15 protein-coding genes are annotated in these 21,948 nt (G+C 67.1%); 2 read left to right on the forward strand and 13 right to left on the reverse strand.

The window, feature by feature from the left end; translation table 11 throughout:
- Positions 1-40: 40 nt before the first annotated feature.
- The 11 genes from trxA to ubiE all read right to left on the reverse strand — a co-directional run bounded on the left by trxA (position 41) and on the right by ubiE (position 16,972).
- Complete coding sequence (trxA, locus tag HXX15_RS20450) at positions 41-361, reverse strand: thioredoxin (RefSeq protein ID WP_296518382.1); 321 nt, start codon at positions 359-361, stop codon at positions 41-43.
- Positions 362-458: 97 nt separating this feature from the next.
- Positions 459-3,938, reverse strand: coding sequence for a double-strand break repair helicase AddA (gene addA / locus HXX15_RS20455; RefSeq protein ID WP_296518383.1), 3,480 nt, complete (start codon positions 3,936-3,938; stop codon positions 459-461).
- On the reverse strand, positions 3,935-7,081 hold the full coding sequence (addB, locus tag HXX15_RS20460) for a double-strand break repair protein AddB (protein WP_296518385.1): 3,147 nt from the start codon (positions 7,079-7,081) through the stop codon (positions 3,935-3,937). The genes addA and addB overlap by 4 nt, the downstream gene beginning before the upstream one ends.
- A gap of 73 nt (positions 7,082-7,154) precedes the next feature.
- Entirely contained in the window at positions 7,155-7,877 is a 723-nt protein-coding gene (locus tag HXX15_RS20465) for a nucleotidyltransferase family protein (protein ID WP_296518387.1), read from the reverse strand.
- A 177-nt stretch (positions 7,878-8,054) separates the two neighbouring features.
- Positions 8,055-8,372, reverse strand: coding sequence for a PilZ domain-containing protein (locus tag HXX15_RS20470; protein ID WP_296518389.1), 318 nt, complete (start codon positions 8,370-8,372; stop codon positions 8,055-8,057).
- Between the two features lie 105 nt (positions 8,373-8,477).
- Positions 8,478-10,001, reverse strand: coding sequence for a tRNA (adenosine(37)-N6)-threonylcarbamoyltransferase complex ATPase subunit type 1 TsaE (tsaE, locus tag HXX15_RS20475; protein WP_296518391.1), 1,524 nt, complete (start codon positions 9,999-10,001; stop codon positions 8,478-8,480).
- Positions 9,998-12,511: a PAS domain-containing sensor histidine kinase gene (locus tag HXX15_RS20480; RefSeq protein WP_296518393.1), complete on the reverse strand. Its 2,514-nt coding sequence runs from the start codon at positions 12,509-12,511 to the stop codon at positions 9,998-10,000. Before HXX15_RS20480 ends, tsaE begins: the two co-directional genes overlap by 4 nt.
- Positions 12,512-12,690: 179 nt before the next feature.
- The gene (dut, locus tag HXX15_RS20485) at positions 12,691-13,149 is read right to left on the reverse strand and encodes a dUTP diphosphatase (RefSeq protein WP_296518394.1); all 459 of its coding nucleotides are present in this window, start codon (positions 13,147-13,149) and stop codon (positions 12,691-12,693) included.
- Positions 13,146-14,576, reverse strand: a complete 1,431-nt coding sequence (coaBC, locus tag HXX15_RS20490; protein WP_296518395.1) for a bifunctional phosphopantothenoylcysteine decarboxylase/phosphopantothenate--cysteine ligase CoaBC — start codon at positions 14,574-14,576, stop codon at positions 13,146-13,148. The genes dut and coaBC overlap by 4 nt, the downstream gene beginning before the upstream one ends.
- A 63-nt stretch (positions 14,577-14,639) precedes the next feature.
- Positions 14,640-16,214, reverse strand: a complete 1,575-nt coding sequence (ubiB, locus tag HXX15_RS20495) for a 2-polyprenylphenol 6-hydroxylase (RefSeq protein WP_296518397.1) — start codon at positions 16,212-16,214, stop codon at positions 14,640-14,642.
- The gene (ubiE, locus tag HXX15_RS20500) at positions 16,211-16,972 is read right to left on the reverse strand and encodes a bifunctional demethylmenaquinone methyltransferase/2-methoxy-6-polyprenyl-1,4-benzoquinol methylase UbiE (protein WP_296518399.1); all 762 of its coding nucleotides are present in this window, start codon (positions 16,970-16,972) and stop codon (positions 16,211-16,213) included. Before ubiE ends, ubiB begins: the two co-directional genes overlap by 4 nt.
- A gap of 137 nt (positions 16,973-17,109) precedes the next feature.
- On the opposite strand from ubiE, the gene mutM reads away from it, so the two are divergent.
- Positions 17,110-17,991 carry a bifunctional DNA-formamidopyrimidine glycosylase/DNA-(apurinic or apyrimidinic site) lyase gene (gene mutM, locus HXX15_RS20505; protein ID WP_296518401.1) on the forward strand — a complete coding sequence of 294 codons (882 nt, stop codon included), beginning with the start codon at positions 17,110-17,112 and terminating at the stop codon, positions 17,989-17,991.
- 355 nt (positions 17,992-18,346) lie between these two features.
- On the opposite strand, the gene HXX15_RS20510 is transcribed toward mutM, so the two are convergent.
- Together HXX15_RS20510 and HXX15_RS20515 are read right to left on the reverse strand one after the other, a co-directional pair.
- Positions 18,347-19,090, reverse strand: coding sequence for a ParA family protein (locus HXX15_RS20510; RefSeq protein ID WP_296518403.1), 744 nt, complete (start codon positions 19,088-19,090; stop codon positions 18,347-18,349).
- A gap of 324 nt (positions 19,091-19,414) precedes the next feature.
- The gene (locus HXX15_RS20515; protein WP_296518405.1) at positions 19,415-20,782 is read right to left on the reverse strand and encodes a serine protease; all 1,368 of its coding nucleotides are present in this window, start codon (positions 20,780-20,782) and stop codon (positions 19,415-19,417) included.
- Positions 20,783-21,095: 313 nt separating this feature from the next.
- Between HXX15_RS20515 and moeB the strand changes: the two genes are divergently transcribed.
- Entirely contained in the window at positions 21,096-21,896 is an 801-nt protein-coding gene (gene moeB, locus HXX15_RS20520; RefSeq protein WP_296518407.1) for a molybdopterin-synthase adenylyltransferase MoeB, read from the forward strand.
- Positions 21,897-21,948 lie beyond the last annotated feature (52 nt).

The raw sequence follows: 21,948 nt of genomic DNA on the forward strand, positions 1-21,948 counted from the left end.
AAACCTCGCCGGCCGTCGTAATCGATTCAATTGCGCGAGATCACACCGCGGCGGTGATCCACTGCTGCAGCTTCTGCTTCGGTGCGGCGCCGACCTGGCGCGAGGCCATCTCGCCGCCCTTGAAGATCATCAGCGTCGGGATCGACATCACGCCATATTTCGAAGCTGTCTTCGGGCTCTCGTCGACATTGAGCTTGACGATCTTGACCTTGTCGCCCATCGCGCCGGAAATCTCGTCCAGCGCCGGCGCGATCATGCGGCAGGGGCCGCACCATTCGGCCCAGAAATCCACCACGACCGGCCCCGTCGCCTGCAGTACTTCGGTGTCGAAATCGGCGTCTGAAACCTTGCCAACGGCCATGGGGTACCTCGTTTGAACGAATGAAGGGCGCGGCGGGGGAATCGCGCCAGGATGATGGATTGAACCTATGAACGCGGGGGGGCCGGGTCAAGCGCGGTCACGGGAACCTGAAGGGAGTCAGCTCCGCGTCCAGCGCAGAGGCTGAAATCTCCATCAATTCAATGGTTTCTGTCCAAACCAAAGAGGCGCGGACCGGCCGGTCGGGGTACAAACTGGCGAGCACGGCGCGGTACAGTGCCAGCTGCCGCAGATAGGTTGGCGGCGTTTCCGACGGATTTCGCGGCGGGGCGTGGTTGGTCTTGTAGTCGACGACCAGCACTTCGCTGGCCGTCACCACCAGCCGGTCGATCTGCCCGGAGACGATACGTTCGGGCGTGCCGATCCGTCCCACGATCGGGACCTCGGCGCGGCTGCCGGGTCCGAACAGCGCGGCGAACCGGGCGTCGCCGATCAACGCCAGCACGCCGGCCGCGACCGCTTCGCGGTCGGCGTCGGTCCAGTTCGCGGCGTTGCGGATGAGATAGCGCGTCGCCGCGTCAGGGCGGCGTTCGGCCGGCAAGTCCGGCAGAGATTGCAGCAGCCGATGCACCAGCGCGCCGCGCAGCAAGGCACGTGCGCGGGCCTCCTCGGACTCGCCGCCGCGGATGCGGCGGCCTTTGCCATCGGCGGGATCGGATGGCCGCAGCAATTCGTCCGGCCTCCGCTCGGCCGGGGCGCGCGTGCGCAGCCATTGCGGAACGATCACCGCCGGCATTGCCGGGGCGATCTCGGTGATGCCGGGCTCCGGCGTGGCGTCGTCGTCGCGGCAATAGCGCTTCACGCTGCCGTCGGGCGGCGGCACCGCCTGCATCCGCAGCCCGGAATTCTCCAGCCCGGTAGCGATCAAATCGTACCACGACAGTGCCCGCACCTCGTTGCGGTTGCCCGGCATCACGCCGCCGACGATCAACCGGTCGGCAGCGCGGGTCATGGCGACATAGAGCAGTCGGCGGTATTCGTCCTCGGTCTGCGCGACCATCGCGGCGCGTGCGTCGGCGACCGCGGGCGGATCGTCGGTCTTGCGGCCGGCCCACACCACGACGCCCGGCGCGGCCGGCGCCGCATTGCCGCGCGGCAAATGCACCAGGTTGAGCCGCTGGGTGTCGGCGGGCGACGAGGTGGTGTCGACCAGGAACACCACCGGCGCTTCGAGTCCCTTGGCGCCGTGCACGGTCATGACCCGGACTTCGTCGCGCGAGATTTCCATGTCGCGCTTTACCTCGGTATCGGCGGCGCGCAGCCAGGCCACGAAGCCCTGCAGCGAGGCCGGCGCCTTCTGCTCATAGCTCAGCGCCAGCTGCAGAAATTCGTCGAGCGCGTCATTGGCCTCCGGCCCGAGCCGGCGCAGCATCCGGGCGCGCCCACCGTCGCCGCCGAGCAGCCAGACATAGAATGCGAACGGCGTCTCGGCATTGGCGCGGACTTCGCAAGCGGTGAGTCGACGCAACGCCGCTTCGAACTTGCTATCGGTCGCGGCCTGCGCGCCGAGCGCGTCGCGTAGCGCGCCCTTACGCCGCCATGCCAGCCGGAACAGATCGTCGTCGTCGAGGCCGAACAGCGGGCTCTTCAGCGCGACCGCCAGCGCCAGATCGTCCTGCGGCAGCAGCAGCGAGTCGGCCAGATGCAACAGGTCGATGATGGCGATGTGCTCGGTCAGCTTCAGCCGGTCGGCGCCGGCGACCGGAATGCCGCCGCGCTTCAGCGCCTGGATAATGGCGTCGAACGCCTTGCCGCGGCGGCGCACCAGTACCAGCACGTCGCCATAGCGCAGCGCGCGGCGCTGGCCGATCGGTCCGGTCAGCGTGCGGCCGCCGATCAGCGACGCGATCTCCGCCTGCACCCGCTGCGCCAGCCGGACCTCGGGGCTGGTCTCCGAAACGGCGTCGAACGGCGCGCGCCAGCCTTCGATATTCTGGCGTTCGTCGGGCAGTTCAAGCGGCCACAAATCGATCAGACTCGGGCCGGCATCCGCCAGCGACTGATGGATCGGGTAGGCGCTGTCGGCATGAATGCTGCGATAGATCGCCGGATCGCGGAACACCCAGTCGACCGATTGCAGGATCGCGGCGCCGGAACGGAACGAGTAGTTGAAATTGACCGCCTCGAATTTCAGCTCGGCATCCTTGAAGCGGCGGCGGAACAGCTCGCGGCGGTCGGCGAATTCGCGCGGCACCGCGCCCTGGAACGAGAAGATCGATTGCTTCTCGTCGCCGACCGCGAACACGGTGCGCCGGACGCCGTCGCGAGCGCCCGCGCCGGTGGTGAATTCGGCGATCAGGTGGCCGACGATGTCCCATTGCCGCGGGCTGGTGTCCTGCGCCTCGTCGATCAAGAGATGATCGACGCCGCGGTCAAGCTTGAAATGCACCCAACCGGAGGACACCCGATCCAGCATATCGAGAGTCTTGTCGATCAGATCGTCATAGTCGAGCAGACCGCGCTCGGATTTTTCGCGGCGAATGTTCGCCGCCACCGCGGTCGCGATCACCAGCAGCGACCAAGTGCGGTCGCGCATCAGCAGCGCGCGGCGGCGTTGCAGCAAATCGGCAACTCGGTCACTCTCGCGCGCCAGGGCGCCGGCGAGTTCGGGTCTGGCGTCGGCGATCCTCTTCGTCGCCACGCTTTTGCGCGGCGTCATCTCCTTGGTCAGAAACACCTGCAGGTACTTCTCGAGCTGCGCGGTTCCGGTCAACGCCAGCGCCTCGCGCAGCCGCCCGGCCTGCTCGCCATCGGTCTTGCTGCCGCCTTCCAGAATTGCGGCGACCTCGTTCCAGCGGCGTTGCGGCAGATTCGGCCCGTCGACGATCTCGCGGTCGACGGTTTCGTGGCTGTCGTCGGGCGCGACACTGAGCGCGGCCGACAACTGCGCCATCGCGCCGTCGACGCCGCCGCTCTGGTCGGTCCAGGCCTTGAACTGGTGGCGGCTCATGCAGGCTTCCCGCACCACGTCGCGAAACGTCACGTCGGCGGCGCTGGTCATCGCCATCGCCAGTGCGCGGCCTTCGGCGCTGTCGGGTTGCGCCGCGGCCCGCAGCAGCACCGCCAAGCTGGCGCGCTCCATCATCTCGGCCTGGTCGCGCTCGTCGAGCACGGTGAAGCGAGCCGGGACGTTGGCCTCGAACGGAAATTGCTGCAGCAGCCGCGTGCACAGCGCGTGGATGGTCTGCACCTTCAGCCCGCCCGGCGTCTCCAGCGCGCAGGCGAACAGCTTTCGCGCTTGCATCAGCGTTGCGGGGACGACGTTCTTCACGCCAGTCGCCCGCACCGCTGCGCTCAGCGCCGCATCGTCCAGCGACACCCAATGGCCGAGCGTGGAAAACACCCGCTCGGCCATGTTGGCGGCGGCCGCCTTGGTGAAGGTGATGCAGAGGATCTTTTCCGGCGGCACGCCGTCGAGCAGCAGCCGGATTACCCGCTGCACCAGCACGTGGGTCTTGCCGGAGCCGGCATTGGCCGACACGAACACCGAGGCCGCGGGGTCGGAGGCCAGAATTTGCCGCGCCACGGCCTCCGGCGGAATGCTGCGCGGCGCGCTCATGTGTCGTCTCCGAGGCCGCCGGCCGCCGACCATTCCTTGATCCGGGCGAGGTCGTCGTAGCGGCCGTAACGGTTCGACCACGTCGACAGATTGAGCGAGGTGTAGGCGGTGGCCTCGTCGTCGAATTTGCGGATCAGCGCCTCCAGCTTGGCGCGCGCCTCGATCGCGGCGTCGTCGGGGAATTGCGCCTCCTCGCTGCGGTCGCGCCGCAGTTCAAGAACATTTTCCTTGCCGGGCGGGTTGTTGCCGCTGAGCTTGACGTAAGTCAGTTCGCTGACCGAGCCGCCGGACGCGATATCGTTGAAGCCGCCCTCGCGCAGGATCGCGGCTTCCAGCGTCAGTTGCGGCGACAGCCCCATCCGCACCTGCTTGCCGGTCGGCGGCTGTCCGGTCTTGTAGTCGAGGATCGCGAAGGTGCGGTCGCGGCGATGTTCGATCCGGTCGGCGCGAGCCGAGAGGATGAACTGGCGACCACCGTCGAGCGGGATCGCGATCTGGCCTTGAGTCTCGGCGACGACGCGCAGGACATTGAGCCGCCGCTCGGTCTCCCAGTTCGCGAACCAGGTCGCGATGCGGGCAAAGCGCGGCCACCACAGCGCGCGTGCTTCCGGGTGTTCCATCAGCGGCGCAAAATGCCTCTCGCCGATGTCCCGCAAGGCTTGCGCTGGATTGTCCGGCAGCGCGGTCGCATAGGTCTGGGTGAATTCACCGAGCGCCTCGTGGATCGCCGAGCCGCGGTCAGCTGCCGACAGCGGCATGTCGACCGGATCGAGCGGCGACAGCTTGAGGATGTATTTCGCATAGATCGTGTAGGGATCGCGCAGCCAATCCTCGATCGCGGTAACCGAAAGCCTTGTGGGCCGCGCCTCGCGCGGCGGCTTCGGCGCCGGCTGCGCGATCGGCGTGACCTCGGCGGGGCGATCCAGTTCCTCGGCGTAGTCGAGAAAAATCCGGCCGCGCACCTTGGCCGCGTTCCAGCGCTCCGCGCCGGCCACCGCCTCGAGTCGGTGCAGGAAGCGCGACGCCACCGCGGGCGCGCCGCCGACCTTGGCGGCGTGGCTCAGCATCACCTCGTCGGCGCCGAGCAGTTGCGCGAAGTCATGCGCCGACAGCCCGATTCGCCGCTCCGGCAGATCGAGTCCCAATTGGTGCCGCATCGGCCGGCTCAGCCACGGATCGATCCGCGGCGCCGGCGGCCACACCCCTTCGACCAGCCCGCCGAGGATCACCCGGTCGGACTCCGTCAGCCGCGCTTCCAGCGGGCCGTAGATCCGCAGCGTCGCGCCGGCGAGTTCTGGCCGCCGCACCATGCGATCGCCAAACGCGGTCTGGAACACTTCGGCGTAGTCGCGCGGCGCGACCATCAATCCGCTGGGCGATCCGGGGCCGAGCAGATCATCGAACGCCAAAGCCAGCGCCGATCCGCGGCTTTCGAACGCCTGCGCCACGCCGCTCTCATCTTGCGACAGCGCGATCAGCGTCGCGCGGTGGCGTTGCGCGAACTCGGCAAAATCCAGCGACTTCGCGACGAGGTCTTCCAGCGGCGCCAGCGCGGCCTGCAGCGCAGTGATCAGCGATTGCGCCTGATCGAGGCTTTCGTCGTCGAGCCGCGCGCGCGGCTCGGACGGATGCAGCGCCGCCGGCTCGCCGCGCCTGAGCTTGGCCAGCTCCTGGCGAAACAGCAGAAAGTCCTTGAGCAACCCGGCACTGCCGGCTTGCGGCCTTGTCCCGCGCAGCAGCGCCAGCTCCAGCGTCTCGATCGCGCCGCGCCAGCCATTCGGCGCGCGGCCGAGCCGCAGCAGCGGATGCTTGAGCAGCGCCAGCAAGGTCGCCGGTTCGAGGCCCCGCAATGCCGCCTCGGCGGTGAGTCTCGCGAAAATCCCGGCCGACGTTTCGGTCAGCGGATCGCCGCCGGAGTCGTCGCACTGCAAGTCCCAGCGCCCCAGCGCCGCCATCACCCGGCGCGCCAGCGCGCGGTCGGGCGTCACCAGCGCGGCGGTCTTGCCAAGTTCGCGCGCCTGCCGCATTGCCACCGCGATCGCCAGCGCTTCCATCTCGGAATTCGGCGCCTCGATCACCGCGAGATCGGTCATGCCGGCGGAGATCCTTTGCGCCACCTCCGGCTCGGCCAATCGCCGATACCACCGCGCGGTGGCGCCGGATGGTCGCATCGCTTCGGAGGCCAGCGTCTCGCGGCCGTGCAGCGCCGGCTCGCCGAGCAACTCGACGTCGCAACGCTGGATGCCGAAATGATTCGTCAGCAGCGCGTGCATCGCGAATTGCGGATGGTTCGGCGACGGCGGCGACGAGAACTTGCCGGGCGCGTCGCCCAGCCCGCCGATCGATTGCCAGGCTTCGTCGTCGAGGGTCAAATCGAGCCCGGGCAGTACCACCGCGCCTTGCGGCAGGTTGGCGATGATGGCGAGGAATTTCGCGGTCGCCGGCATCGAGCCGGTCGAACCGGCGGCGATCACCGGTCCGTTGTGATGCACACTCAGCCGATTGGCCTCGGCCTCGATCAGCAGATCGCGCCGCGCCGCCGGCTCGATCCGGCCATGGGCTGCGAGCAGCGGCGGCCAAACTTCCTTGGCGATGTTGAGGAACCGCAGCGTCAGCTGCCAGTAGGTGTCGAGCGCGTCCGGCACCAACCCGTCGAGCGCGGTCCAGTCGACGCCGCGGGTCACCATGTCGTCCATCAGCCGCGCCAGATCGTCGGCCAGCGCCAGCGTCGAGGCCGGGCCGCCGACCACCAGCGGCGACTGAGTCTTGTCCTCGGGGGCGATTCTCTTCGCCCATGCGGCGATCAGCTGCGCCAGCAACAGCCGGCGCGGCAGCCCGTCCAGTGCCGGCGGCGTCTCTAGTTCGGCAGCGCCCGAGGCCGCCTGCGCGAACGCCAATTCGTCCTCGTCGATATCGCCGAGCGCCACGATCCGCGGCAGCAGCACGGCGTCGGTGCCGAGCACGTCGAGGAAGATCTCGCGCGCCAATCGTCCGGCGCGGCGAGTCGGCAAATACAGCGTTGCCTCGGCCAGCCGTTCGGGTCGCGTCCTCGCCTCGAATCCGGCGACCAGCCGGCCATCGACCAGCGCGGCAATCGTCGTGCGCAGCAACGGCGCGGAGGACGGAACGCTAAAAACGCGCATGGGCTTCCTGATTCGCGTGATCAGGGCGCATCATGGCATGGGCGGTGGTGCGACGGGAGGTAGCGGTGCGAGGTCAGGCGACGCTGGCCAGATAGGCGTCTTCCGCCGCGTGCACCGCCTCCGGCGTTCCGACATGCATCCAGACGCCTTCCAGCCGCAGTCCGAACAATCGCTGTTGTTCGCTGGCGCGGTCGAACATTTTGGTCAGCGAGAATTCGCCGCGCGGCGCATCCGCGAAGATCGCGGGCGAGATGATCGCGGCGCCAGCATAGACGAACGGCACGACTTCGTTTTCCTTGCGCCGCCGCAGGCTGCCGTCCGGCGCCATCGCGTAGTCGCCGCTGCCATGATAGCCGATGCTGCTCGCGGTCGGCGCCATCAACAGCAGAATGTCCATCCGCGCCGGATCGAACGCATCGGCCAGCCGCGCCAGATTCGACCGCACGCCGTCGATCCACATAGTGTCGGCGTTGAGATGGAAGAACGGCGCGTCACCCAGTAGCGGCAGCGCCTTGACCACGGCGCCGCCGGTGCCGAGCACGCAGTCGCGTTCGTCGGAAATGATCACCCGCGGATGTGTGCGCGAGGCGACGTGGTCGATGATCTGGTCGGGCAGGTAGTGCACATTGACCACGGCCTCGGCGACGCCGGCCTCGGCGAGGCGGTCAAGCACGTGGTCGAGCAATGGCCGGCCGGCGACAGGGACCAGCGGCTTCGGCATATGGTCGGTGAGCGGACGCATGCGAACGCCAAGGCCGGCGGCGAGGACCATGGCTCTGGCAGGCTTGACGGGCATAGCTGGGACGGTGCTCGGAGTGGATCCAGGATTCGCGACGGCTGAGTGTATCACGCGGCCTTGGTCGGTCTATCGATGGGTTTGGGTAATCATCGAACGTGACGCCGATACGACACGCCGCTTCCGGTCTTACCGGGAACCCCGCCATTGCGCGGCGGGCCGGCGATGTCGTGAGGCTCAGGCGTCCTGCGCCTGCGGAGTGGTGCGTGCGGCCTTTTTCTTCTTGTCCTGCTTCAGGAAGGTGACGCCGATTTGGTCGCCATTGACCCAGCTGAGTTCGCAGCGGCGATAGGCCAGCCCGGTCGACGACAGCAGCAGAAAGAATTCCTTGAGATGCAGGCCCTCGACCGATCCTTCCACGGACAGTTTTGCGCCGACCTCGGAAACATCCTCCATCAGGCAGGCGCGGCGCCAGGTGCCGTCGATCGCCATCATGTGGGCGCGGACGCCCCGCTCGAAGGTGACGCGGCCGTCCTTGTTGCGTTCTGCCACCATGGAATTATCCCGAAAATGCTCATCAAATCCCGCGATTGTGCAACGCGAGAGTGCCGGTAGATTAACGAGCTCTCGACTAACAACAGGTAAAAGCGCCGACCGATTTCAGCGCGCCGGCGGCGGAACATGGGCGTCATACCAGGTCCGTAATCCGGACAACGCCGGATGTGCCAGCGAGCGGGTGAGGTAGGTCCAGATTCGCGGCTGATGGCGCAGATATTGCGGCTTGCCGTCGCGCCGGTTCAGTCGGGCGAAGGTGCCGAGCAGCCTTGTATTGCGCTGCGCCGACATCAAGGCGTAGCGCTCGGCGAAGGCCGCCGGATCGAACGCTGGATCGGCCGCGCGCCGCGCCTTGATGTAACGCCCGAGCAGCGCCAGTTCGAGCGGTTCCGGCACGTCGATGCGCGCGTCCTGCAACAGCGACACCAGATCGTAGGCGGCAGGCCCGAGGACGGTATCTTGAAAATCGAGGATGCCGACTTTGGCGATGTCGGCGCGCTGCTCGAGCCAGATCAGATTCGGCGAATGAAAGTCGCGCAGCACCCAGGTCCACGGCTCTGCGGCGTGGCGCTCGAGCAGTTCGCGCCACATCGCCAGGAATTCCTCGCGCAAGCCGGCGGCGGGCGCGGTGCCGCGATCCGGCAGGTACCATTCCGGCATCAACCCGACTTCGATCAGCAGAGCTTCGGTGTCGAAGAGCGGAATCGCGTAGCTCGCCTGCGGCGTCAGCGGCAACGTCTCCGGCAGCGTCTGCTGGTGCAGCGCCGCCAGAACGTCGGTCGCGGCCTGATAGCGCTCCGGAATCGGCTGCGGCGGCGCGCCGGTGATGACGCCGGCGCTGCCGAAATCCTCGGTGATCAGGAAGCCGGCTTCGAGATCGGCGTGATGGATGGCCGGTGCCGAAAAGCCGCGCTCGCGCAGGCCGTTGGCGATCGCGACGAACGGCCGGACGTCCTCGGCCAGATGCACTGCCGCGCTGTAGCTCTTGCCGCGATAGATCGCCGGGCCGTCGGGCCGCCGCGGCGAATTCATCAGGATCACGGTGTCGCCGACGCCCTCCAGCCGCGCATAGGACCGGGTCGAGGCATCGCCCGGCATATGGCGGCGGGTGGCCTCGGCGTAGCCCGACAATTCGATGAAGCCGCGCAGCGCGGCGAGCCGCGCCACCTGCGCCGCCGATTTGCCGTGGCCGGTGATCTCGGCGGCGCGCGCATTAGCTCCCTGCGCCGGGCGCTGGCTGAAGGCGATGTCGACGCGGTCGGCGGGCAGCGCGCCGGGCGCGCGTTCCGGCCACTCGATCAGCACCACCGCGCCGTCGGGCAGCGGCGACAGGCCGATCTCCTCCAGTTCCGACGGATCCTCGACCCGGTACAAATCGGCATGCAGCAGCGGAAACGACGGCAGATCATAGCCCTGGACCAGAGTGAAGGTCGGGCTCGGCACTTCGAGCGCATCATCGCCCGCGAGATAGCGGATCATCGCCCGCGCCGCGGCGGTCTTGCCGGCGCCGAGATCGCCCGACAGCGTGATGACATCGCCGGGGCCGGTCAGCAGTGCGAGGTCGGCCATCAGCCGCGCCGTCGCGGTCTCGTCGGCGAGCGCAACCGAGAATGTCGCGCGTCCGGTCATTCCGCGGCGTTGCGCTGGATGGCCTGGTCGATCGGGAAGTCGCAGGTCACCGTGGTGCCGGTGCCGACGACGGAATCGACCTTCACCTTGCCGCCATGCAATTCAACGAAGGAGCGCACCAGCGACAGGCCGAGTCCGGCGCCGCGGTGCCGCGATCCGTTGGAGTGGCTTTCAAACCAGTCGAACACCTTGTCCTTGACGTCCGGGGGGATGCCGGGGCCGGCGTCAGTCACGGTGAAGGTCACGTTGCGGTCGCTACGCCGGGCGCTCAGCGACACTGTGGCGTGCTGCGGCGAGAACCCCACCGCATTGGCCAACAGATTGTACAGCACCTGAATCACCCGGCGCTCGTCGCCGATGAATTCGCCGATGTCGGCGCCGACATCGATATTCAGCGTCATGTGATCGCGGGCGAGCCGGTCCTGGATGCCTTCGGCTGCGGCATCGATCGCCTTGCGGATGTCGACCGGCCCGAGATTCAGCGTCATCGCGCCGGCGTCGATAGTGGCCAGATCCAGGATGTTGTTGATGATGGCGAGCAGCGCGTTGGTCGAGGTGGTGATGTAGTTGAGATATTCGGCCTGCTTCTCGGTCAGCGGGCCGGTCGATGGATCGCTGAGGAAATGCGCGAAGCCGATGATGGTGGTCAGCGGCGAGCGCAATTCGTAACTGACGTGGTGGACGAAATCGATCTTCATCTGGTCGGCGGTCTCGAGCGCCTCGTTGCGCTCGCGCAGCGCGCGCTCGACATTCTCGGTGTCGGTGATGTCCTGGAACGTCAGCATGGTGGCGCCGTCGGGCAGCGGCATGGTCTTGCAATCCAGCACGCTGCCGTCTTTGCGCTCGAGCTTCAGCGGCACCGGGCTGCGGTCGTCGATGCCGGTGATCGCGCCACGCAAGGTCTGCCAGGTGGCGGCGTCGTCGAACAGTGGCCGGCACCACGCCTCGACGGTCTCGATATGCGGCTGCTGCTGCAATGCGTCCGGGGACAGGTTCCACATCCGCGCGAATGGCGGGTTGAACAATTGCGCGCAGCCATTGCTGCCGAACACCGCGACCGCTTCGGCCAGGTTGTCCAGGGTTTCGCGCTGAACATTGATCAGGCCGTCAAACCGCCGCGCCAGTTCGAGACTTTCGGTGACGTCGTCGAACAGATAGGTGACGCCGCCCTCGGGATTCGGCGTGGTGACGATGCTGAGCGCGCGGCCGTCGGGCAGATACCAGACGTCCTTTTCCGGATCGACGGCGCGATAGGCCTCGTGCAGCTTGGCCTTCCAGGCGCGGAAGTCCGGCTGCTCCGGCAGCTTGCGCGCGGCGCGGAGCCGATCGAGCACGCTGGAATCGTCGGGATTGCTGTCGAGAAAGGTGCGATCCAGATCCCACAGTCGGCGATAGGAATCGTTGTAGAAGGCGAGCCTGCGCTGACCGTCGAATACCGCGACGCCGGAGGACAGTTGGTCGAGCGTGCGGCGATGCGCCTCCGCCATCCGCACCAGCGCCGCGCCGAGCGCCGCGGCTTCGCTGGCGTCGATCGCCATGCCGGCGCTGCCGCCGCTGACCTTGAGCGCATGGACGTCGTAGATCCGGCGCTCGCCGTGGACCACGATCGGCAATCGCGCCGCGAAGGCGGAATTGTCGTTGAGCGCGCGGGTGAGATTATTGCGGTCGGTGCTGTCGAGCAGTTCCATATTGCGGCCGACGGCGTCGGCGACGCTGCCGGCTTCGGTCGCTTGCGCGTAAGCGGCGTTGACGAAGCCGAGTTCGCCGTTGGCGCGTCGTATCCAGATCGGCCACGGCGCCGCGGCGGCGAAGCCGCGTAGCGCCTCGGTTTCGTCCTGCAGCCCCTTGAACCGCGTCGTCATCTCGGCGAGTTCCCGGCGCAGGCCGCTGAGTTCGCGAATCCGCACGATCGCCTGTCCGCCGATGGCGCGGCCCATCGCCTCGATCGAGCGCCCGGTCGATGTCACCAGATGCAGCAGGAAGCCTTCGCCCTTTTCGAGCAGCGCATCGACCGCGTGGTCGAGCTGCAGCGCGGGCTCAGGCGGCAGCCAGGTGCCGAACGCAAGAATACGCTGCGGCTGCGGATTCTGCGCATCCTGCGGCATCACCAGCGCGGCGTCGCCACTGATCTGCGGCCTGGTATCGCCAGCGGCCCAGGAGATCAGCACCTGCGGCTCGGCGAACAGCAGCGCGCGAAACCGGTCGGCCTCGACCTGCAAGCCCTGGATATCGGCGTGCAGCCGTGCCTCGGAAGCTGCGGCGCGCAGCCGCGTTCGCATCAGCAGGATCGCGGCGACCACGGAAAAACTCAGCACCGCCAGCGCGATGGTCAGTGCGACCATCTCGTGGCGGTCGAAATCGATCCGCAACGTGGAGGCAAGACCAACCAGCGACGGATTGGCGGCGTAGGCCGGCGATCCCGCCGCGAGCACGGCAACGCCCGCACAGACGCGGACCATCGCGCTACACGATAGCAAGGTCCGACGCATCGTTGCGATCACGCCTGACATGGATTGCCCCAAACCGCACAACGCAACGACCCAAGGTCAGCGCCGTTTCCGAATCGAGCGACATTATCCTCATCGGGACTCGGCCTGTAAGAGTCCAGACCGTGAACGCATCGTTGATAGCGGAGAAATGGGCGAAGTAAATTTCGTCTTAAGATTCAAGCGCTCGCTTGACACAAAATCTAGCGGCCGGTGGAGCCGAAGCCGCCATCACCGCGATCGGTCGACGGCAGCGCCGCGACGGCGACGAGCTGCGCGCGCGCCACCGGTGCGATTACCAGCTGGGCGACGCGTTCGCCGCGCCGGATCGGGAACGGCTCGGCGCCGTGATTGATCAGCAGCACGCCGATCTCGCCGCGATAATCGGCGTCGATGGTGCCGGGCGCGTTCAGCACCGTGACGCCGTGCTTGGCGGCCAAACCGGAGCGCGGCCGCACCTGCGCCTCGAAACCTTCAGGCAGAGCGATCGTCAGCCCAGTCGGAATCAGCGCATGGCACCCGGGCGCGAGAATCATCGGCGCGGAGTCCGCTACCGCCGCGAGCAGATCGAGCCCGGCGGCATGCGCAGACTGATAGGCCGGCAGCGCCAGGCCCTCGCCATGCGGCAGTTGCTGGATGCTGACGACGATCGATGAGCTCATGCGATTTGTGATCCTGCGGCTTGCGCGATCCGCGCCACCAGCGCGGTGGCGACGTCGTCCTTGGTCATCGCCGGCCACGCTTCGATGGTCGCGGCGCCGTCGGTTTTCATCAAGAGATGCACGGTGTTACGGTCGCCGCCCATGACCCCGGTGGCGGGCGAGACATCGTTGGCGACGATCCAGTCGCAGCCCTTGCGGGCGAGCTTGGCGGTGGCGTTGTCGAGCAGATGCTCGGTCTCGGCGGCGAAGCCGATCACCAGAGCCGGGCGATTGGCTTTCAACTTCGAAACCGTCGCCAGAATATCCGGGTTCTCGGTGAGTTGCAGCGGCGGCGGGCCGCCGGCGCCCTTCTTCAGTTTCTGTTCACCGGCGCCGACGACGCGCCAGTCGGCGACCGCGGCGGCGAAGATCGCGATGTCGACCGGCAGCGCCACCTCGACCGCGGCCAGCATCTCGCGCGCCGACTCCACACGGGTCAGCGCCACGCCGGCCGGGGCGCGTAGTTCGACCGGACCGGAAATCAGGATCACGTCGGCGCCGGCGGCCGCGGCCGCCGCGGCGATCGCGTAGCCCTGCTTGCCGGAGGAGCGGTTGGCGATGTATCGCACCGGATCGATCGGCTCATGAGTCGGGCCGGCGGTGATCAGCACGCGTTTTCCGGCCAGCGGGCGCGGTTGCGGGGGGCGCAGAAACGCCTCTGCGGCAGTGGCAATTTCAATCGGCTCGGCCATCCGGCCGGTGCCGGCCTCATTGCGCTCGGCCATCTCGCCGGCATTGGGGCCGATCAGCGCGACGCCGTCGCGCTGCAATTGCGCGACGTTGCGGCGGGTGGCGGCGTTGTCCCACATCAGCGGATTCATCGCCGGCGCCAGCAGGATCTGGCGATTGGTCGCGAGCAGGATCGCGCTGGCGAGATCGTCGGCGTGGCCGTTCGCCATCTTGGCCATCAGGTCGGCGGTGGCCGGTGCGACCACCACCAGGTCGCAGTCGCGGGCCAGCCGAATATGGCCGGCGTCGAATTCGCTGTTGGGATCGAACAGGTCGGTGTAGCAGCGCTGATGCGACAGCGCGCTGGCGGTCAGCGGAGTCACAAACTGCTGGGCTGCGCGGGTCAGCACCACGCGGACGGTGGCGCCGCGCTCCATCAGCCGCCGGATCAGGTCCATCGCCTTGTAGGCGGCGATGCCGCCGCCGACGATCAGGGTGATCCAGGCGGCGTCGGATTGACCGCTATCCTCGGCGGGTGTGGATTGAAAAGATTGAGGAATTCCTTGCGATAATCCGGCAGCAATCTCGGGGCGACGGTGCGTCGCCTCGCGCAGCATGACCCGGACCTCGTCTTCCATCGACCGGCCGTTCCTCGCCGCGCGCTGTCGCAGCTCGGCCTTCAGCGCGTCGTCGAGTTTGCGGATGGTGAGGCTTGCCATGGACGGAAAGCCTAGCCGGTGCGATCAATGACTGCAAGAAATGATTGCGTTGCAATCAAATCATCAGAGCCGGGACATCGTCATCAGCACGCCGATGAAGGTCGCGGCGATGATCCACAGCGCGATGGTGCGGCCGCGATTCTTGCGCCGCTCGGAGCGGCCGATCGCCGCGATGGTCTCCGGCGACAATACCAGGCCGTCCTTGGTCATCGCTTCGAGCTGCTGCAGCACCAACACCGAGCGCGACACGATCGACGGCAGGCCGGAGAAGATGTGGCCGAGTTCGCCGGCACCGGACAGCGCGCCTTCGATGCGGCCGATCGGGCCGAGGTTGCGTTCGATCCATTCGCGCACCACCGGATCGGCGACTTTCCAGATGTCGAGTTTCGGATCGAAGCTGCGCGCGACTCCTTCGACCACCACCATGGTCTTCTGCAACAGGATCAGTTCGGGCCGGGTCCGCATGTCGAACAGGCCGGTGACCTCGAGCAGCAGCGTCAGCAGCTTCGCCATCGAGATGTCTTCGGCGGTGCGGTTGTGGATCGGCTCGCCGATGGCGCGGATCGCCTGCGCGAAATTCTCCACCGAATGATGCGCCGGGACGTAGCCGGCCTCGAAATGCACCTCGGCGACGCGGCGATAATTGCGGGTGATGAAGCCGAGCAGGATCTCGGCGAGGAAGCGGCGCTCCTTCGGGCTCAGCCGCCCCATGATGCCGAAGTCGACCGCGACCAGCCGGCCCGACGGATCGAGGAACAGATTGCCGGGATGCATATCGGCGTGGAAGAAGCCGTCGCGCAGCGCGTGGCGCAGGAAACTCTGGATCACTTTGCGGCCGAGTTCGGCGACGTCGACATTGGCCTCGGCCAGCCGCTTGTGATCGTTCAGCGCGATGCCGTCGATCCACTCCATCGTCAGCACATTGTGGGTGGTGCGGTCCCAGTCGACGGTGGGGACGCGGAAATCCGGATCGTTGGCCGTGTTCTCGGCCATTTCGGAGAGTGCCGCGGCCTCCAGCCGCAGATCCATCTCCATCGCCACCGAGCGCGACATGGTGTTGATGATCTCGACCAGCCGCAGCCGCCGCGCTTCGGCGGAGTAGTTCTCGGCCTTCTCGGCGACGAAGAAGAAATCGCCGAGGTCGCGGTTGAAGCGTGCCGCCACGTTGGGCCGCAGCACCTTGACGGCGACCTGGCTGCGGACGCCGTCGCGATCGACCTCGCCGCGATGCACTTGGGCGATCGAGGCCGCCGCCACCGGCGGGCCGAGGCTGACAAACACCTGGGCCACCGGGCGTTCCAGCGACGCCACGATCACCGCTTCGGCTTCTTCCCGCGAGAATGGCGGCAGCCGGTCCTGCAGGCTTTCGAGATCGCGCGCCATCGCCACGCCGACCACGTCGGGCCGCGTCGCCAGGAATTGTCCGAGCTTGAGATAGGCCGGGCCGAGCCGGGTCAGCGCCCGCGAGACGCGGGGGCCGGATTTGACGCCAGGACGCTCGATCAGCCGCGCCAGCCGCAGCGCCAGTTGGCCCGGCGGCGGCACCAGCGACGGATCGACTACGCCGAACACGCCCTCGCGCGCGAATACGTAGCCGGCGCGAGCCAGCCGCGCCGCATGAGTGAGTGCTGAGATCACAAACGCCAGCCCGAATGCAGCGCCACGATGCCGCCGGACAGCGACTGGTAGCTGACCCGCGCAAAGCCGGCGGCGCGGATCATCTCGGCGAAATCGTTCGGCTTGGGAAACTTGCGGATCGATTCGACCAGATATTGATAGGACTCGGCGTCGCCGGTGACGACGCGGCCGATCTGCGGGATCACGTTGAACGAGAACAGGTCGTAGATCTTGTCCAGCCCCGGCACGTCGACATGGGAAAACTCCAGACAGAGAAAGCGGCTGCCCGGCCTCAGCACCCGATAGGCTTCCTTCAGCGCCAGATCGATCCGCGGCACGTTGCGGATTCCGAAGGCGATGGTGTAGGCGTCGTAGCTGCGGTCGGCGAACGGCAGCGTCTCGGCGTTGCCTTCGACAAAATCGACCTGGTGGTCGAGATGGCGCTGCGCTGCGCGCTGCCGGCCGACCTCCAGCATGTCGGAATTGATGTCGCAGACGGTGGCGTGAAAGCCGTGGCCTGAGGCCTTCGCCGCGCGGAACGAAATGTCGCCGGTGCCGCCGGCGACGTCGAGCAGCGCGAACGGCGAATCGTCGCGCGGCGGGTTCAGCGCGTTGATCATCGCGCTCTTCCACAGCCGGTGCATGCCGCCCGACATCAGGTCGTTCATCAGGTCGTAGCGCTGCGCCACGCTGTGGAACACGTCGTTGACCAGGGTCTGCTTTTCCTCCAGCGCAACATCCCGGAAGCCGAAATGCGTGGTCTCGCCCGGCTGGTTCATGCCTTCGATCTCCTGCGGGCGGCCCTAAACCGGCGCGCTGCGCCGAAATCCGCCTCTCAACCTGTTTCGCCGGACCATATAGCGCGCCGCCGCCGATGGCGCTATCACCACTGCGGCCTATGGTGAAATGACCACGCATGCCTGAACTGCCCGAAGTCGAAACCGTGCGCCTCGGCCTGCAGCCGGTCATGGAGGGATTCCGCATCGAAAGCGCGCTGGCGCGGCGGGAAAACCTGCGGTTTCCGCTGCAGAGCGACTTCGTCGCCCGGCTCACCGGCCAGACCGTCACCGGGCTCGGGCGGCGGGCGAAATATCTGTTGGCCGACCTGTCGAGTGGCGACGTGCTGCTGATGCATCTCGGGATGTCGGGCTCGTTCCGGGTGCTGTCGGACGGCAAGGCGAACACGCCGGGGGCGTTCCATCATCCGCGCGGCGAGCACGGCACCCACGACCATGTGGTGTTCGAGATGTCGTCGGGCGCCACCATCGTATTCAACGATCCGCGCCGGTTCGGATTCATGAAGATCTTTCCGCGCGCCGCGATCGACGACGAGCCGTTCCTGAAGGGGCTCGGGCCGGAACCGCTCGGCAACGCCTTCGACGCCGCGATGCTGGCAACCGCCTGCGCCGGCAAGAAGACCAGCCTGAAGGCGGCGCTGCTCGACCAGCGCGTGGTCGCGGGGCTCGGCAACATCTATGTCTGCGAAGCGCTGTTTCGCGCGCATCTCTCCCCAAAGCGGCAGGCTTCGACGCTGGCGACCCGGAGCGGCTTGCCAACCGATCGCGCGGTGCGCCTGGTCGATGCGATCCATGACGTGTTGCGCGCCGCGATTAAGGCCGGCGGCTCATCGCTGCGCGACCACCGCCAGACCTCGGGCGAACTCGGCTACTTCCAGCATTCGTTCGCGGTCTACGACCGCGAAGGCGAGCCGTGCCAAACCAAGGGCTGCACCGGCACCGTGAAGCGCTTCGTGCAGAACGGACGATCGACGTTCTGGTGCCCGAAGTGCCAGAGGTGAATCATCGGGTGTAGTCGCGTCGGGACTGAACAGCCTCATGGTGGGGAGCGCGCTTGTTGTCGCGTCTCCCTCTCCCAGCTTGCGGGGAGAGGGTCGGGGTGAGGGGGCGCCGCCGCGAGGCATGACTCGGTGAGGGGCCCCCTCACCCGCCCGGCTTCGCTGCGCTCCGCCGGTCGAGCTCTCCCCGCAAGCGGGGAGAGGTGAAGTCAGTGCCCGCCACTGCTGCGTTCAGCCGCCATGGACGATCATTCGCTTCCGCAGAGCGACGCGCTGGGGTCGCAATGAGGTTGCCGCAAAAAAAGCGGCCGGGCACATCGTGCCCGGCCGCCAAGTTTGGGAGGAAGTGAAGGTCGGATCAGGAAACCAGCGCGGGTTCCGTCACGGTTGGCAGGTACATCGCCGGCACCAGTTCGGGCGCGGCGGGATATTCGTCCAGCGCGACCGGGTTCTCGACGGCAACGCCCCCGTTCAATTTTAGTTCGATCCACTGCCAAAGATCGCGAATCTCGTCGGCGGATTTGCCGCTGGGGGCGAATTCGCTGACCGCGAGGCCCTTGCCGAGCGCGTCCTGGTGGTCGTTGCGCATCACGATATAGGGCAGCGCCAGCACGCCGGCAGCGTCGAGCGCGGCCTCGTCGCCGAGCGCGGTCGCCGCGTTGCTGAGGCGCTGGCCGCGGATCGGGGTCTGGTTGAGGACGAAGGCGAACGGCTTCTCCCAGGCGCGGACGATGTCCAGCGTGGCGACGGTGGATTCGATGTCGGCGACGCTGGGGCGCGCCGGGATCAAACAGAGGTCGCAATGGCGGATCGCCGCGGTGGTGGCGGCCGAGACGCCGCCGGCGGTGTCGATGATGGTCAGCGTCACGCCTTCGTCAGCCAGCGCCCGCAGCCGCGGCTCGATCTCTGCGGCGGTGTAGACCGGCTCGACCTGCGGTTCGGCATAGATCCGGCGGCGCTGCCAGTTCGACAGTGTGCCGAGCGCGTCGGTCTCGATCAGCCGGACCGAGTGCCCGGCATGGATGGCGGCCAGCGCGAGGCCGATGGCCAGGGTGCTCTTGCCGCTGCCGCCCTTTTGGGTGGCCAGTACGATCGTCTGCATGATGAAATCCTTCGGTGCGTTGGTTGCGAGTTTGCGGGTACTTCGACTGAGGTTGGCATCGCGTCAGCGATGCCGAGCTATTCTCGCTCAGGACGTACCGGCCCGATCCGCACCCAACGCAGGATCGCCGCCATCCGAATCAGTACTGCAACAACGATGGCCGGTCGAATGGTGGATGGCTAGTTGGTATGATTACTTGGAGATAGAACTAATCCTACGATTAGTTGACAGGTAGCACTCGAGTATCAGCGGTAGTCGACCGTCGCTCGCTCTTCCGTGGGATCAGGGTCGCCGCGGGCGACCTCGTCTGTCGGGCGTTCCGAACTACTTCCGCACGCAGATCACGCGTACCACCGACGCTTTCGCGTCACTGGCGGCGCGGCTTCCGGCCAGTGTGACGTTGTTCCGCTTCAGAAACTCGCGCACGCTATCGGCGCCGACCAGCATCGCCTGGGTGGTGGCGGCGCCGTTCGGCGGCCCGGCGACCACGACGGATTTAAGCTGCGCGACGCCCGCGAACCTGCCGTCGGCGTCGAGCGCCGCGGCGCCGGTGAAGCCGAGGCTGGGAACCGGGTTCAGCGCCAATTCGCCGTTGCTGCCGACCGGCGTGACCGTCGATTTGACGCTGCTCGCGGCGGCGCCGCCGCCCTGATTCTGCGGATCGGCGATGCCGATCACGTCGACCGCGGATTTCGCGGCGGCGCCGGCAATGCCGAGCGGCTTCAACCCGCGCGCGCCGTAGATGCGCAGCAGCGCCAGACCATGGTCCTTGTCCTCGGCGACGCGGTCGGCATTGCCGAAGCCGGCGACGACGATGCTGACGCAGCCATCGACGGCGTCTCGGTCAGTGACGATCGCGCCGGCCTCGTCGACCACGATGCCGGTGGCGTATTCGACGCTTTTGCGCGGCGGTGGGCCGGCCTGCGCGCCGGCCGGAAACGGATTGAACGCGCTCGACATCGCGATCACCACCGGCTCCATGGTGCCTTCGGTGGCCTGATCGTACAGAATGGTCAGAATGCGGACCTCGCTATCCTTGAACTGGCCGCGGACGTAGAATTTCTTCAGCCCCTGGGTGCCCGACAGCACGAAGAAATCCGGTTTCACCGCACTGTATTCGACCTTGCGGTCGGGCAGTTTCTTCTCCTGATCGGCGAGTTTCGCGGTCGAGGGGGTGGCTTCCTTGCGCCGCGCCAGCTCGATCTGGATCGTGCCGGTCGACGAACTCCATTTCGCGCCGTTGGGATCGCCGGCATATTTAGGCACCAGCTTGGTCGGCAGGCCGAGCCTTGCGCCGGTGACCGCTTCGGTGACCATTTTCCAGCCGACATTGGCCTGCAACTTCTTCGCCGCGTCGGCCAGTTGCTCGCGTTCCTGCGGATTGAGCACGCCGGTCTGCTTGGCGCCGCGGTCTTTCTGAAACGACTTGATCGCCGCGACCATGCGGTCGGAGACCTCGCCGTTGATGACGCCGTTGTAATGGCCGGTCCAGGCCAGATCGGACTGGATCGCTTGGCGCTCCGCCAGCGCCATCGCCTTGGCGGTATCGGCCGGGGTCTGCAGCGCCGGCCGGGCCGGAGCGGTAGCCGCCGGCTTCGGCTTGGTTGCAGCCGATGCCGGCGCGGCGGTCTGTGCGCTGGCGAAACCGGTCGCGGTCGCCATCATCAGGGTTGCGGCCAGCATCGATCTCATGACAATTCCCGCCTTGCGTTGCATCTCGCGAAACTAACCACAAATGCTTGGTCGGCAACAGCGGCGCGGCGGTTCAGGGACGCCTCGCCATGCTGAGAGTGTGAAATTGCTAAGCGTCGGAATCGGGCAAGGCATATTTCTGTCATGCCCGGGATTGTCCCGGGCATCCACGGAAGCGACGACAGGCATCGCCTGTGAACGTGGATGGCCGGGACGAGCCCGGCCATGACGCGGAGAGGAAATCAGTCGTCATGAGCACCGGTGCGCGCGGCGTGGGAGATAGGACCATGAGATTGCAGGACGTTATCGCATCATGCTGAGCGCCGACGAACTCGAACGCTACGCCCGCCATATCGTGCTGCGCGAGGTCGGCGGCCCCGGCCAGGCGGCGCTGCAAAGCTCGCGAGTGCTGGTGGTCGGCGCCGGCGGGCTCGGCGCGCCGGTGCTGATGTATCTGGCGGCGGCCGGGGTCGGCACCCTGGCGGTGGTCGATGACGATCATGTGTCGCTGTCGAATCTGCAGCGTCAGGTGATCCACGCCACGCCGGATATCGGCCAGCTCAAGGTCGACAGCGCCGCAGCGCGGATTCACGCGCTCAATCCGCATGTGCGCTTCGTCCCGCATGCGACGCGGCTGACCGCCGCCAACGCGATGGCACTGCTCGGCGATTGCGACCTGGTGCTCGACGGCTCCGACAATTTCGCCACCCGCTACCTGGTCTCCGATGCCTGCTTCATCGCGCGCAAGCCACTGATCACCGCGGCGCTCGGCCAGTTCGACGGTTCGCTGACCACGATCCGCGCGCACGAGAAAAACGCGGCCGGCGAATTCAACCCGACCTATCGCTGCCTGTTTCCGCAAGCGCCGCCGCCCGGCACGGTGCCGGCCTGCGCCGAGGCCGGGGTGATGGGGGCGCTGGCCGGCGTGCTGGGATCGATGATGGCGCTGGAAGCGATCCGCGAGATCGTCGGCTTCGGCGAGGGGCTGGTCGGGCGGTTGCTGATGGTCGACGCCCGCGCGATGCGGTTCGAGACGCTGCGTTACGCCCGCGATCCGGCCAATCCGCTCAATGGCGATGCAGCGACGATCTCGGATCTGAGTTCGCACCAGTGAATGGGAATTGCCGAGGCGCGGCGCTTCACTCTCCCCTCCAGGGGAGGGTCGG

Origin of the sequence: Rhodopseudomonas sp. (assembly GCF_013377015.1) — a bacterium.
Taxonomy (GTDB): domain Bacteria; phylum Pseudomonadota; class Alphaproteobacteria; order Rhizobiales; family Xanthobacteraceae; genus JARJEH01.

What these genes read in the sequence shown, in the direction of transcription:
- trxA (WP_296518382.1), bottom strand. Translation starts at nt 361, where the DNA reads ATGGCCGTTGGCAAGGTTTCAGACGCCGATTTCGACACCGAAGTACTG.
- addA (WP_296518383.1), bottom strand. Translation starts at nt 3,938, where the DNA reads ATGAGCGCGCCGCGCAGCATTCCGCCGGAGGCCGTGGCGCGGCAAATT.
- addB (WP_296518385.1), bottom strand. Translation starts at nt 7,081, where the DNA reads ATGCGCGTTTTTAGCGTTCCGTCCTCCGCGCCGTTGCTGCGCACGACG.
- HXX15_RS20465 (WP_296518387.1), bottom strand. Translation starts at nt 7,877, where the DNA reads ATGCCCGTCAAGCCTGCCAGAGCCATGGTCCTCGCCGCCGGCCTTGGC.
- HXX15_RS20470 (WP_296518389.1), bottom strand. Translation starts at nt 8,372, where the DNA reads ATGGTGGCAGAACGCAACAAGGACGGCCGCGTCACCTTCGAGCGGGGC.
- tsaE (WP_296518391.1), bottom strand. Translation starts at nt 10,001, where the DNA reads ATGACCGGACGCGCGACATTCTCGGTTGCGCTCGCCGACGAGACCGCG.
- HXX15_RS20480 (WP_296518393.1), bottom strand. Translation starts at nt 12,511, where the DNA reads ATGTCAGGCGTGATCGCAACGATGCGTCGGACCTTGCTATCGTGTAGC.
- dut (WP_296518394.1), bottom strand. Translation starts at nt 13,149, where the DNA reads ATGAGCTCATCGATCGTCGTCAGCATCCAGCAACTGCCGCATGGCGAG.
- coaBC (WP_296518395.1), bottom strand. Translation starts at nt 14,576, where the DNA reads ATGGCAAGCCTCACCATCCGCAAACTCGACGACGCGCTGAAGGCCGAG.
- ubiE (WP_296518399.1), bottom strand. Translation starts at nt 16,972, where the DNA reads ATGAACCAGCCGGGCGAGACCACGCATTTCGGCTTCCGGGATGTTGCG.
- mutM (WP_296518401.1), top strand. Translation starts at nt 17,110, where the DNA reads ATGCCTGAACTGCCCGAAGTCGAAACCGTGCGCCTCGGCCTGCAGCCG.
- HXX15_RS20510 (WP_296518403.1), bottom strand. Translation starts at nt 19,090, where the DNA reads ATGCAGACGATCGTACTGGCCACCCAAAAGGGCGGCAGCGGCAAGAGC.
- HXX15_RS20515 (WP_296518405.1), bottom strand. Translation starts at nt 20,782, where the DNA reads ATGAGATCGATGCTGGCCGCAACCCTGATGATGGCGACCGCGACCGGT.
- moeB (WP_296518407.1), top strand. Translation starts at nt 21,096, where the DNA reads ATGCTGAGCGCCGACGAACTCGAACGCTACGCCCGCCATATCGTGCTG.